The sequence below is a fragment of the Mediterraneibacter catenae genome, from assembly GCF_008691045.1.
Classification (GTDB): Bacteria; Bacillota; Clostridia; order Lachnospirales; family Lachnospiraceae; genus Mediterraneibacter; species Mediterraneibacter ornithocaccae.
Genome location: NZ_VMSO01000037.1, coordinates 1 through 13,457, shown reverse-complemented (window position 1 = coordinate 13,457; position 13,457 = coordinate 1). Strand labels below are relative to the sequence as shown.

Sequence of the window (13,457 nt, the reverse complement as noted above, 5' to 3'; positions counted from 1 at the left end):
AACCGTTTGCATGTCAGCTGCTTCAACCTTCGTCGCAGCCAGCGGTGCATACGGAGCCACATTGGATGCCGCCATTGACACGACGAGCGTTCCCATCAGGCAAGCCCTCATCAGCTTCTTCCTATACATCGTTATCTCCTCCTAAACATTTTTCCCGCACCCGGGGGTATTTTTTTATTTAAATAACGGAAAAGCCCACCCCCTTAATGAATAATGCCGTCGAACAATGCAAGTCAAATACCATAGGCATTATGTACTTATCCCATCGATCCAGGCACTTTCCCCCTACTTAAACACTACTATTCTAGCACTGCCTTCCAGAAAATGTCAACCGCACTTTCCACTTTTTCCTATTGATTCATTTTTGTTCCAAATTTCTTGACACAATGGACACATTTATGTGCTAAACTCTGTATTTTTCTGGCTTTGTCGCACAAACCGACATAATTCACAAACTTTCTTTTTCCCAGTCTGTATATTCATTTTTTAATTTTTCATAATTGCATTTCTGCGCTTTTCTCCTTCTCCTCCACAGGACGGACGAAGATCTCTCTTCTTCGTCACATCCGGCGCTGCACGGCTCCTCACTATGAACATAATCTGATGCAATTCTAGATCATTGTTTTATATCGCTTCGTTCCGTCTATCTGTTCTTTCCATATATAATAATGATGCCAGGAGCAAAAGGTAAATGAACAGTACCTTTCTATAATCTCGATAGGTTGTCCCCCTGTTTTGCCTTGAAATCCCGGTTCCAGTGAGGTATACTTCTATTAAATATTTATTAATTAAGGAGTTAACGATATGAGTAGTGAGCTGAGAGAACAGTTTTTTACAACGATTATTCATTTTCGCAAACTGGAATCCGCCCTCTCTGCAGAGTGTGAGATGCAGATGAACGAGATGGTAATCCTGCACAGTATAGCAGGGACATGCTGCCAGGAATGCCCATGCATGAATCTGGATGTGCCCAAGATGCAGAAGAAACTGCATATCTCCAAGCCTGCCATCTCATACATTCTGAACACTCTGGAAAAAAAGAACTACATAACCCGCGAGATCGATCCGAAGGATCGCCGCAAGGTTTCCATCAGCGCCACCCCCGAAGGCCGGGCGGCAGCTGAACAGTCTATGAAAAAATACGATGAGATATGGTCTGAGATACTCGATCGTTTTGGTGAGGATAATATGCGGCAGCTGATCGATCTGCTCACAGATCTGGACGATCTGTATTCCGTTCTCTCCTCCGACCGGAAATAATATGGCTGTTTAGGTATTCACGGGGCCGCTGTCAAGGCGCTGTGTTGTCACGAAGCCCCGTAGCAGAGCGCCGGCACTTAGACCGCGTCCTTTGCGGCATTACGTGTCCGCTGCGCTATGCTCCGAGCGAAAGCGTGGTCGCCGGGACAATAAGCTTCGTTATAGCGGACGTTTGCAAACAAATAAACAGTAGCCTTTAAGTGTATTTTTCTCCATCAAACTGAACATGAATTTCGCAGCCGAACGGCCATGAATTTCTGAAAGGGAGACAGGACATCTGTTTCCCGAAGACTGTTTCAAGCACCAACTTCGATGCTTAAATGTACAAAAAGAGGCGCGGCCGAGAAGTCTTACAATCGGTAAGAATTCCAAGCCGCGCCAATTTGCGTTTTGGTCTGTTTGGGCGATAACATTTCCGATTTGGACAGAACAGGAAAGCAGAGCGGACGGCGGTACGAGTCTTTCTGAGGGGGAGGTGTGGGAGATTGGTCAACCGTTTCTCAATATCCAACGATCAAGGCACTCAAAAACAAGTGACCGATCCACCCACATTCTCACTCTCAGAATACGTGTCACCAAATATCCGCTCCGCTTCCGGACACATTTTAACGGAAAATGCTATTGAACTATACAGCCAACTCCTTCTCCACCTTCACTTCTACCTTACCATCGTTTCCAGACACAACCAGTATGTCAGTTTCCTCCGGCTTATCCTCAAGGATCCGGTCAGCCACAGCATTCTGCAGCATGGACTGGATTGTCCGCTTCAGCGGTCTTGCGCCATAGGCGGGATCGTAGCCCTTCTCCGCCAGAACTTCCAGAGCGCTGTCATCCACTTCCAGCTGAATCCCCTGTTTCGCCATACGGTCTATAAGTTTCCTTACCTGGATATCCGCGATCCGGCGTACATCCTCCTGTTTCAGCGGATGGAACACAAGGATCTCATCCAGACGGTTCAGGAATTCAGGCCGGAAGGTCTGCTTCACGGCCTCCATGACTCTGGTCCGGATATTTTCATCCCTGCGTGTTTCCTCACTCGCCTCGTTCTTGGCAAATCCGAGAGAACTCTTGCCCGTGATCTCACGCGCTCCGATATTGGAGGTCATAACGATAATAGTATTCTTGAAGCTTACCGTCCTGCCCTGAGCGTCCGTCAGTCTGCCGTCATCCAGGATCTGCAGAAGACTGTTCCACACATCAGGATGGGCTTTCTCAATCTCGTCAAACAGAACGATACTGTATGGTTTCTTTCTCACCATCTCTGTCAGCTGGCCGCCCTCGTCATAGCCTACATAGCCCGGCGGAGATCCGATCAGCTTGGAGACAGTGTACTGTTCCATATATTCTGACATATCCAGACGGATCATGGCATTTTCATCATGGAACATGACTTCCGCCAGTGCCCGGCATAGTTCTGTCTTGCCCACGCCTGTAGGACCAAGGAAGAGAAATGAACCAATGGGCCGCTCCGGATCCGCCACGCCGGTACGTCCCCGGCGGATGGCCTTCGCCACAGCCGTAACTGCCTCATCCTGGCCGATCACACGCTTATGCAGCGTCTCTTCCAGAGACCTGAGATTCTCCGCCTCATCAGCAGTAAGCATAGTTACAGGAATCTTCGTCCATGCAGACACGACCTCCGCAATATCCTCCGCGTCCACAATGCTGCACTGTTCTTTCTGCCATGCCGCCTGCTTCTTATCCAGTTCCTTCTCCAGTTCGATCTGTCTGTCACGGAGGACAGCAGCCTGCTCATACTCCTGAGCGTCTGCTGCTTTCTTCTTTGCCTTCTTCGTGCGCTTCACCTCTTCGTCCAGCTGGAGTAGATATGGAGGCGTCGTCAGCCCCCGGGTCTTGATCCTGGAAGCCGCTTCATCCATCAAGTCCACGGCCTTATCCGGCAGGAACCGGTCCTGAATATATCGTTCTGACAGATCTACTGCCGCCTTCACAGCTGCATCCGTAATCTTCAGTCCGTGGAACTCTTCGTATTTTTTCCGAAGACCGGCGAGGATCTTTACTGCATTTTCCTTGTCCGGCTCAACAACCTCCACAGGCTGGAACCGGCGCTCAAATGCAGCGTCCTTTTCAATATACTGACGGTACTCCTTCTGTGTGGTAGCGCCGATCACCTGCAGGCCGCCCCTGGCCAGTACCAGCTTCAGGATATTTGCCGCATCCATCGTCTCGCTGGATCCTGCGCCAGCGCCCATGATCATATGCAGTTCATCAATAAAGAGAATCACATCTCCCTCGGATTCCGCCTCCTCGATAAAGCTCTTCATCCGCTCTTCGAAGTCTCCCCGGAACCGGGTGCCTGACAGCATCCCTAGTATAACGGGTGACAGCTACCGTGTCAAAGGGTCAAAACAGAGTGCGAAATGAAAGGAATAAGTGAAATGAAGATAAACAAAGAAAAAAGGCAGTTGCTTAAGCAGGAACTCAGGGAATACGAAAAAGTCACACCCATGACGGAAGAAGAAAGGGAAGCCTTGCATGAATGGGTGGCTGCAGGCAACAGTGTACATGAAAATGCTTCTATGGCTTCCTATGAAAGCGGAAGCCCGGCAGATTTTCTGGATGTATACCGTGAGGAGGAAGAAATCCGGCGTGCGCTTGATTCCATGAGTTATGAGGAAGGGAGCAAATATCTTCTTGAAGAATACGGTATTGACCGTGATGGTATTACGACACCAGAGCCGCCTACATATGAGGAATTGAAGGAGAAGGCAAACCGGCTTTACAGGACATGTTTCCTGTATTGGGAGTTTCTGGCCGCCAACAATCTGTGCGAGGAAGCATACGAATACGTGCGTAAACATATCAATGAGGAATGGCCGTTTGATCCGTTCGACTGGGACATCGCACAATAGGAGGCGCAGCATGGGCAAGACAATCATTGGGGAAGAAACATTCCCTAAAATCATTGAACAATACAACAGCGGAGGTAAAACAGCAGCATATGACTATCTTAGGAGCGAGTACGGGATCAAGCATCCTTACTTTGTGATAAACCGGATCAAGGAATGCGGAAAGTATTTATACGATGCCGATACGGATCATTTCTCCGGAATTGACACAAGTGTGGCTGACGGTGTTTTTATGGATCTTGATGAGTTATGCGGAACAACCGCAGTTGCAGCGGTCCGTCAGCCCGATCCGGCTTCAGACTCCCGGCCTGTGGCGATGGAAAAACTGGTTCACGAGCTGATCAGTGACCGTCTTCTGACACTAAGCCGCTACATTACCCTGGATTCATCCACGAGAACGATCCTGATAGATCAGACGTCATTGTCAGCAGACGGATATCAGGTGGTAACCCATTAACAGGGTGGGTCAATTCACAGTGTAAAAATCAGGATTGACAGATAGAATTGACCCACCTTAGTACTCCGCTTTATCGGCTACTAAGGTGGGTCAAGATTCAACGAAAAAGTGGGTCAATTTTACTTGACAATCAACAACTATCCCCTCTGAGTTTCCATATTTAAACACTACCATCTTATTCCTGTTACCATTTTTTGTCAATAGTTTATCCCTTATTTTTCCATCATTTTTTGTACTAATTTTTGTACTTTTTACAGTCTTTTAACATAAAGTTCTGAGGGGAAAAATCAAAGAAATTTTAGAGTTGCATGTAGTCACAAATTAGTTTTCTAACACAAAAAAACAGAGTGCCCGCAGACCAATGTCATTAAGATAACATCAGCCCGCAGACACTCTGTTTTTGTGTTTTTACCATCGTTCTTCTTCCCATTTGAGAATATTCCCCGTATTGGCGTCTATCTCAAATTCATATTCCATTCTGTTGTACAGAATATCTCCTTCATATATATACCAGCCATCGTCACGGTCAAGTTCAATGGACATATCCTGTGCAGTTGCTCCCGGCACTCTCTCAAGCGCTATGTTCTGAGCCTCCTCCATACTTATCATTCCATCAGATGTATTTCCGGATGAACCGCTGCTTTTACCGCTGTCTGCAGTCTGGCTGTTATCTGAGGTCTGCTCATCCTTTGCACTCGTTGCCGTATCCTGCTGATCCTGAGCGCCTTTCAGCTCATCGATCTCTTGCTGAAGGGCATCGATCTCAGCCTGCAGCTCCTCTTCTCTCTGTGTACTGCTCACATCAGAAGTCTGTGACTGTTCAGCCGTTCTGGTCATCCCGCATCCGGTCAGCAATGCAAATGATAATATAAGCCCTGTAAGGATTATCAGATATCTTTTCCTCATCACCCGCTCCTCCTTTCTTATCGTAACTGTATTATACATGAAAAAGATTAAAGGAACATTAAAAAACTCATATTTTTAAACTCAGCACATCTTCATCAGCCGCACGTAAAACTCAACTGTTTTTACCAGCGTCCCGATCGGTACTCTTTCATTATTTCCGTGGATCATTCCCCGCTCTTCTTTCGAGAGCTTCATAGCCGAGAACTTGTACACTCTGTCCGTGATCCGGCAGTAATGCCAAGAATCGCTGCAAGCCATCATAAGGTACGGCGAAACGATAGCGTCTGTCCATGTATCTTTCACAGCCTGGCACAGTCTTGTATATTCTGCGCAGTCCGTATCTGACTCAGCCGATGGATTGCGGCCCTCAAAAACAGACACTTCAATGTTAGGGTTATTGATCGTCTTTTCAAGATATGCTTTGGCGGATTCTACTGTATCTTTCCCCAGAAGGCGCAGATTCATTCCCACAGAAGCTGCGGGCGGGATCACATTGAACGCCTTACCGCCCTGCATCTTTGTCACAGCGCAGGTCGTCCTCATCATGGCGTTTAATTCTCCGCCGGAAGCGCGGCACACCTTATCAAACAACGGTTCGAGGCACCACAGGTTCGCAAACAATATCTTATAACCAAATCCCGAATGTCTGCCGAGGATATCAAGCATCTCTTTCACCGGCTTGGTGAGCTGCCTCGGGAACGGATGATTCTCCACATCAACGACCGCCTGCGCCAGCTCTCCCACGATCGTATGTACCGGCGGCATAGACGCATGGCCGCCCCCGCTTTTTGCTTTGAATTCGATATTGGTAAGTCCTTTCTCTGCAATACCGATCAATGCACACTCCCTCGAAACTCCCGGGAATACATTTTCCACGACTGCGCCGCCCTCATCTACGACAAGTGCCGGACGTATCCCTCTCTCCTCAAACAGATCCACGATTGCCGGACAGGACGGGCCATTGATCTCCTCCTGACCCGAAAACGCCAGATAGATATCATGTTCCGGCACGAATCCTTCTCCGAGCAGCTTCTCTGCCGCTTCCATAATACCGCAGAATGTCCCTTTCGTATCCAAAGTACCTCTTCCCCAGATCATACCGTCTTCTATGATTCCTTCAAATGCAGGTTTCTCCCACAGTGATTCCTCCACCGGAACCACATCATAATGAGCCATCAGGACGACCGGTTCTTCTGCTTTCTTCCCTTTCCAGTGATACAGCATTCCGTTTACTCCCACGAACTCGCGGGGACAGTTCTCGTGCACTTTAGGATATAGTTTGGGGAGCAGATCCTGAAATTTCTTGAACTCCGCCTTGTCGATCATACTCTCATCATTATAGGACACAGTCTTACAGCGGATCATTTCCACCATGTCCTTTACGATCTTCTCTTCATCAAGCTCGACCTTTTCTCCGGACGGCCGGAGCTCTTCGTGCGGCCGGAACAATGCGGCCCGGATCAGAAGGACTGCAAGAAAAGCAACAATAACTGCAAGTATAACGTATAACACGATCACGATTGAAAATCTCCTTTCACAGTTTTCCTTTATTGTACAGGATCCTTGCTGCTCCGATGGCAATGATCGCACCTACCGGTACAAGCACACCCACAGAACCGGACAGCGAAGGTACGCACAGGAACAGCACCACCATAAATACAAGCGGCGCAATAGATATCTTCCAGTTCTTGCTCACATACACAACCGCAAGTCCGCCGAACAGCGCCGGAAGGATATTGTCAAACGCCGGCTTGAGCGTCGGTGAGTTCAGGATCGGCGTCAACGGTACGAGCAGAGCCACGCCGACTGCAATGATCACGGTCGTCACGATCGAGGACGTTGCCACTGCGATCGTTGAGATAACTTCACCTTCTTCTGTCCCCGGTTTTACACGCGCATTTTCCATCGCAGTCAATGCCGCGGGCACTTTCAGATTTGTCAGGTTTCCTGTCACAAACGCAAGGTAAGATCCCGCTGTGCCGAGCATCGGGACGAAAGTCAGCACCTCGATCAGTCCGACTGTCCAGAAGATCGGAGCCACTCCGACCAGACCTTTGAGCACCGGCACGATCCCCGGCCATGCATCATAATAGATACAGGTAACGATCGGATAGGCAAAGATCATGCCGAGCGCGCTTAAGATCCATATCCTTCCGTACAGATGAGTCATATCCTCATAGCTGCGCCCGCCTGTAGTTTTTGATATTTTTGTATTTTTATCTTTCATTTTCCTCATACCTCCTTCAAACTTACACGATCAGCGGCGTGATCACCACAGCAAACGCCATCGCACAAAGCATGCTGATGGGAAGCGCATAGTTTTCCAGCCATTTCATACCACATTTCTTCACAAGAAGCCCGCAGATTCCCATGACGAGCGCGGAAAACAGGAGAACAAAGATCGGTATCCATCCCGCAAGTCCCGAACGGATATCTGCAAATACCATTCCGAGGAATGCTGAGATCATACCGAGGAACAGAGCAGTCATCAGGATATCTCCCCACTTGCTGTCTTTGTTCTTGATCTTCATAAGACCGCCCTGTATCTTCTTGATAAAAAGCGGCACCCAGATCAGTCCCGGGAAGATTCCCAGAGTCATGACCCACGCGATGGCCGTATAGACCTGCGGGTCAGTGATCGTCTCTGACAGCGCCGTGATGCCCAGCGCATTTGCCGTGGTAGTCGCTGCAGGAAGCTCATAAGTAATAGCGCCGATGACACTCAGCCGCAGCCACGGGAGCGGAAGCCCGAGGAATTTAGAAAGAGTGATAACTCCCAGCAGAATAGATACCGCCGGTGCAAAAGTAAAGACCGCAGTAGAAAGTATCGTCTTTCGTATCTGCTTCATATCCATGCCGAGCGCCCTGCCTCTGCGGTACGCCCTGACAAGGAAAAATACTGACTGGGCGATCACAAAAAGAATGACCAGCCCTGCAAGGATAAATAGAAAAGTACTGTTCGGATCAAACATAGTTTCCCTCCATTCTCATTTTCAGATCATTGATGTTGTTTAACGCTGTACTGCGATGCAACAGATTAAAAAAAGAGAAATGCCAGTTTCCAGCATTTCTCAATTCTTTAATCAGAGGCGCAGACCGGATTTGAACCGGTGAATCAGGGTGTTGCAGACCCACGCCTTACCACTTGGCTACTGCGCCATATATTATTATTTTATTTCTGCACTCAGAAAATTATACCAGAGTACACTCCATTCGTCAAGCAAAAAGCCGGCATTTTCACCATGCCGGCCCTTTTGCTGCTCTTTCAGTCTCTCTCCTCACTCCACTCGAGGACATCTCCGCTATTCGCATCGATTTCAAAATCATACTCTACTCTCTCATAGATAATGTCCCCTTCGTATTTGTACCTTCCATCGTCGTGGTCCAGTTCAATCCTGATATCACTCTCTGTTGCCCCTGATACTTTTGCAAGAGCAATATCGATTGCTTCTTCCCGGCTAATCGCCACATCTGCATTGCTTCCTCTGTTTCTGTCATCATCGTCATCTCTGTCATCGTTCCGCAGCTCCACATCAGAGCTTAATATCTGTCCGTCTGATGCCAGGACATCGTAATCATATTCTGTCTGATCTACATCGAACCTGATCTCATAAACAACTCTTCCGTCATCTCTGTCTTTGCTGATCCGGAGTCTTGAAGCATCTGACTCGCTGACGCCTGCCGCCTCTAATGCCGCCTGGAGCGCTGCATCTTCTCCGATGTCCTGTGTGCCCGAATTGCTGCCTGTCTGATCTGTAGTTCCTGCTGCATTCTGGTCATCACTCTGCGCACTACTCTGTGTGCCTGCATCCTGGCTGTTCTGGCTCTCTGCCGTAGTTCCCGTTGCACTGTTCATCTGTGTCGTTCCGGCATTTCCACATCCTGTAAATACTCCCGCTGCTACTACTGTAATAATTGCTGCTACTGTTAATCTTTTCATTTTTCTTTCTCCCTTCAATAGTGATTTATTTATTTTTTGTTTTATTTGTTTTGTTGATACCACTATAAATGAGAAAGATTAAAGCAAGATTAAAGTATCTCATTTTTTTATTATATTTCAAAAATTATTTTCTCCTGCTGGAATACAAAATGAAAATGTGCTGCCCTGCCCTTCTTCACTCTCTACAGAGACACTTCCACCGTGGGCCTCCGCAATCCATTTCACCATGGAAAGCCCGAGTCCCGCATGACTTCCGTCCGTTCTCGAAGCTTCCGCCCGATAAAACCGTTCCCATATATGAGGCTGCGCGTCCGCCACGATTCCCTGACCGTAATCGCGCACACTTCCTGTGAACGCATCCCCGTCCTGCACAAGACTAACTTCAACCAGCCCATTCTCCCGGCTGTATCGCAGGGCATTAGAGATCAGATTTACAAGCATCCTTATATAAAATGTCTCATCCACATCTGCCCATATCTCCGGGCAGATCTGAGTTTCTATGTGTATCCCCCGCCCGTCTGCATCCGCAAGCATCTGCTGTTCTTCTGCGATCATCTCCGTAAGTTCGCTTATATTTATACGCTCCTTATTCAATGGCTGCCTGCCCTGATCAGCCCGCGACAGAAATAGAAGCTGGGAAATCATGTCCGCCATGCCTCTCGCTTTTCGCTGGATAAGACCGATCTGATCCCGTTGTTCTTCTGTAAGTGAATTTCCTTCTGCAAGCATTGCATCACACTGAGCCATGATCACACTCACCGGAGTCCTGAGTTCATGGGAAGCATCTGATGTAAACTGCTGTTCCCGGCGAAAGACCTCTTCCAGCTCTTCAAGCATTTCATCAAATGTACGCCCCAGGATGTAAATCTCATCACCCTTCTTTCTGCGTTCTCCCGTTTCTTCATCGCTGCCGCCGTCATCAGGCATAGGCCGTCCGTTTCTCTTAACCTCTTCAAACCCGATGCGTCTGGACAGATCCGCATCCGCGCGGATTTGCCGCACCGTATCCGTAATCTGCCGCACCGGCGCCAGCGTTCGCCTTGTAAAACGGTAACCGATAACAGCAGTCGCCAGAACCATCAGCGGAAGGAGTACAAGTGCAAACCGCACAGTCACTGTAAAACTCTCTTCTGCATCCGTAATAGAAGTGATCCCCCGAACATAAACAGTCCGATCCTCGGACAGCCTGTATGACATGTCATACACATACCATTCTCTGTTTCCATCACGTATTGTCCTTATCTCTCCGTCCGCCAGTTCCGGCTGCTGAGTAAAGCCGTGAGGGATCCTGCCATACATAAAATACATATCACTGTCATACAAAGACAAGTATACATCCCGCACCACAGAATAGAAATCCGAGTCGATCCTTATCTCACCATTACGAAGGGCAATAAACTCTACACTCTCCTGTACTCTGTTCTCCAGCCTTGTCTGTGTGGAAGACAGCATTTCCCGACTGCTCAGCGAAAACAGGATTGCCAGAGCCGCGCATGTCAGAAGCGCCATGAAAAACGTATATAATAATGTAAGCTTTAATTTCAATGAAATCTTTTTCATAGTCCTGCCCTGATGTTTTTTATCATGGTTCTGCTCTCAGCACATATCCTGAGCCACGCACAGTATGGATTAATTTCCGGTCGTACCCTTCATCAATCTTTTTGCGCAGATACCGTATATATACGTCGATCACGTTGGAGCCACCTGCATAATCAAAGTTCCACAGATGCTGCTCCAGCCGGTCTCTTGAGAGCACAATCCCCTCATTCTGCACCATATAACGGAGCAGTGCAAATTCCTTGCCGGACAGTTTAATATCTTTACCGCCCCGCTTTACCTGCTGCGTATCCATATGCACCTCAAGATCCGCCACCTTATAACATGTTTTCGGGGTTTCTGCGGGCTTTCGCAGAAGCACCCGTATCCTCGCCAGCAATTCCTCAAATGCGAACGGCTTCACCAGATAGTCATTCGCCCCGGCGTCAAGTCCCGATACACGATCCTCTATGCTGTCTTTTGCCGTCAGCAGTATCACGGGCGTACTGTCATTTCTGCGGCGCATCTGTTTCAATACACTCAGCCCGTCCAGTACAGGCATCATAATATCGAGCACCAATGCATCATACTCTGCACTCTCCAGATATTCCAGCGCCTCCCGCCCGTCAAAGCAGGAATCCACACTGTAATGTTCTGCCTTAAGCCGGCTCGTTATGATCCGATTCAGATCCTTCTCATCTTCAGCTATCAATATCCTCATACGATCAGCTCCTTTATGTTTTCCAGTATACGCAAGCCGCCGGTAATTGTAAAGCCAAACACCTTTATCTTGACACGGCGGAAGGCAGATTATATTCTGAAAATATCAGTTAATATTTTACACAAAGGAGATTTTTATCACCATGGACCATACAGTTTCAAAAGAACTTGCGCAATTTCTGGAAGCCAGCCCGTCCTGCTTCCACGCAGTAGAAAATATGAAAAAATCCCTGCTAAATGAAAATTTTGTACAATTGCAGGAAAACCAGAAATGGCACGTACAGCCTGGCGGCAGATATTTCATCACCCGCAACGGCTCTTCTCTCATCGCATTTACTGTACCCGAACACGAATTTCAGGGAATGCGCATCATCGCAAGCCACGGGGATTCTCCGACTTTCAAAATAAAAGAGAACCCCGAACTTGAAACGGACAGTCACTATATCCGTCTCAATGTTGAGCGTTACGGCGGCCTGCTCTGCGCTCCCTGGTTTGACCGCCCGCTCTCCGTGGCCGGACGCGTGATCGTCAAAGATCCGGATTCCGGAACTTTCGTATCCAGACTGGTGAATATTGACCGGGACCTCGTACTCATCCCGAACCTTGCCATCCACATGAACCGTGAGGCAAACAACGGTTACAAGTACAACGCGCAGAAAGACATGCTGCCCCTGTATGGCGACCTGACGGCCAAGGGTACGTTTATGAAGAACGCCGCCGAAGCCGCCGGCGTAAACGAAGAGGATATCCTGGGCCATGACCTCTTCCTCTATAATAGAGAAAAAGCAAGCATCTGGGGTGCCTCCGAAGAATTCATCTCCTGCGGCCGGCTGGATGACCTGCAGTGCGCATTCGCCTCGCTGAAAGGATTCCTCGCAGGAGACAGGCAGGAATATATGGCGATCCACTGTGTCCTTGACAATGAAGAAGTCGGGAGCGGCACAAAGCAGGGAGCCGCTTCCACATTCCTGTACGACACCTTGACGCGCATCCACGACTGTCTCGGCCTTACCCGCGAAGACTATCTGATCCATCTCGCAAACAGCCTGATGATCTCGGCAGACAATGCGCACGCTGTACACCCGAACCACACAGACAAGGCTGATCCGTCAAACCGACCTTACATAAACGGCGGCATCGTTATCAAGTTTAACGCCAATCAGAAGTACTGCACGGACGGGGTGTCGGCCGCTATGTTCCGCGATATCTGCAAAACAGCAGACGTGCCGGTACAGACCTTTGTCAACCGTTCTGATATGGCGGGCGGCTCCACACTTGGAAATATCTCAAATACACAGGTTGCGCTGAACACCGTGGATATCGGTCTTCCGCAGCTCGCCATGCACTCGCCGTACGAAACAGCCGGAGTGAAAGATACAGAATATCTGATCCGGGCGGCGAGGGAATTCTTCCGGTAATTGCAGGATTCAGAATGTTTGCAGAAAAAGGAACTTACTTTTTTTGAAGCATAGATAAATAAGACGTCCGTACTGTATCGGAGATCTGATACCCCAAATTATTCAAAATACTTTCAATCTGAGCGAGAGCGGCACCTTTCTCTTCATCGCTTCTCACCAGTATCTCCAGTTCCAGAAATTCTCCAAGTCCGTGCACATAATCCAGACAGGCTGTCACAGAACCATTCTGCAGCATCGTTCTGTCCTTGATCACTTCCGGAGCTGCCGGAGCATATCCGATCGCCTGCAGTATATTTTTACAGATCGTTCCGTCTTCCACACCTGTTTGCAGTTCCCTCTGTATATTTCGA

The 13,457-nt window shown here is 48.5% G+C and carries 13 protein-coding genes and 1 tRNA gene; 4 read left to right on the top strand and 10 right to left on the bottom strand.

Annotated elements, in window-relative coordinates; all coding sequences use genetic code 11:
* The first annotated feature begins 804 nt into the window (after nt 1-804).
* Nucleotides 805-1,260 carry a MarR family winged helix-turn-helix transcriptional regulator gene (locus FNY66_RS14795; protein ID WP_150311634.1) on the top strand — a complete coding sequence of 152 codons (456 nt, stop codon included), beginning with the start codon at nt 805-807 and terminating at the stop codon, nt 1,258-1,260.
* A 626-nt stretch (nt 1,261-1,886) separates the two neighbouring features.
* Here the strand turns inward: FNY66_RS14795 and FNY66_RS14790 are convergent.
* Entirely contained in the window at nt 1,887-3,587 is a 1,701-nt protein-coding gene (locus FNY66_RS14790; protein WP_150311633.1) for an ATP-dependent Clp protease ATP-binding subunit, read from the bottom strand.
* Between the two features lie 72 nt (nt 3,588-3,659).
* Between FNY66_RS14790 and FNY66_RS14785 the strand changes: the two genes are divergently transcribed.
* A complete protein-coding gene (locus FNY66_RS14785; RefSeq protein WP_143142973.1) occupies nt 3,660-4,133 on the top strand; it encodes a hypothetical protein in 474 nt (157 codons plus the stop codon).
* A gap of 10 nt (nt 4,134-4,143) precedes the next feature.
* Nucleotides 4,144-4,587, top strand: coding sequence for a hypothetical protein (locus FNY66_RS14780; protein ID WP_072524990.1), 444 nt, complete (start codon nt 4,144-4,146; stop codon nt 4,585-4,587).
* Nucleotides 4,588-4,995: 408 nt separating this feature from the next.
* Here the strand turns inward: FNY66_RS14780 and FNY66_RS14775 are convergent, their stop codons facing one another.
* The 8 genes from FNY66_RS14775 to FNY66_RS14740 all read right to left on the bottom strand — a co-directional run bounded on the left by FNY66_RS14775 (nt 4,996) and on the right by FNY66_RS14740 (nt 11,690).
* Nucleotides 4,996-5,493, bottom strand: coding sequence for a PepSY domain-containing protein (locus FNY66_RS14775; protein WP_229409550.1), 498 nt, complete (start codon nt 5,491-5,493; stop codon nt 4,996-4,998).
* 81 nt (nt 5,494-5,574) lie between these two features.
* Nucleotides 5,575-7,011, bottom strand: coding sequence for a M20 family peptidase (locus FNY66_RS14770; RefSeq protein WP_229409549.1), 1,437 nt, complete (start codon nt 7,009-7,011; stop codon nt 5,575-5,577).
* A gap of 16 nt (nt 7,012-7,027) precedes the next feature.
* Nucleotides 7,028-7,720, bottom strand: coding sequence for a hypothetical protein (locus FNY66_RS14765; protein WP_150311631.1), 693 nt, complete (start codon nt 7,718-7,720; stop codon nt 7,028-7,030).
* A gap of 22 nt (nt 7,721-7,742) precedes the next feature.
* On the bottom strand, nt 7,743-8,465 hold the full coding sequence (locus FNY66_RS14760) for a DUF5058 family protein (protein ID WP_087152294.1): 723 nt from the start codon (nt 8,463-8,465) through the stop codon (nt 7,743-7,745).
* A gap of 115 nt (nt 8,466-8,580) precedes the next feature.
* Nucleotides 8,581-8,652, bottom strand: a tRNA-Cys gene (locus FNY66_RS14755).
* Nucleotides 8,653-8,758: 106 nt separating this feature from the next.
* Entirely contained in the window at nt 8,759-9,433 is a 675-nt protein-coding gene (locus FNY66_RS14750) for a PepSY domain-containing protein (protein WP_229409548.1), read from the bottom strand.
* Between the two features lie 117 nt (nt 9,434-9,550).
* The gene (locus tag FNY66_RS14745; protein WP_150311630.1) at nt 9,551-10,993 is read right to left on the bottom strand and encodes a sensor histidine kinase; all 1,443 of its coding nucleotides are present in this window, start codon (nt 10,991-10,993) and stop codon (nt 9,551-9,553) included.
* A gap of 22 nt (nt 10,994-11,015) precedes the next feature.
* Entirely contained in the window at nt 11,016-11,690 is a 675-nt protein-coding gene (locus tag FNY66_RS14740; protein ID WP_150311629.1) for a response regulator transcription factor, read from the bottom strand.
* Between the two features lie 142 nt (nt 11,691-11,832).
* Here FNY66_RS14740 and FNY66_RS14735 point away from each other — a divergent pair, with 142 nt between their 5' ends.
* Entirely contained in the window at nt 11,833-13,107 is a 1,275-nt protein-coding gene (locus FNY66_RS14735; protein WP_087152291.1) for a M18 family aminopeptidase, read from the top strand.
* 34 nt (nt 13,108-13,141) lie between these two features.
* Here the strand turns inward: FNY66_RS14735 and FNY66_RS14730 are convergent.
* Nucleotides 13,142-13,457 (bottom strand): CYTH domain-containing protein (locus tag FNY66_RS14730; protein WP_150311628.1); only part of this gene is annotated, 316 nt, incomplete at its 5' end.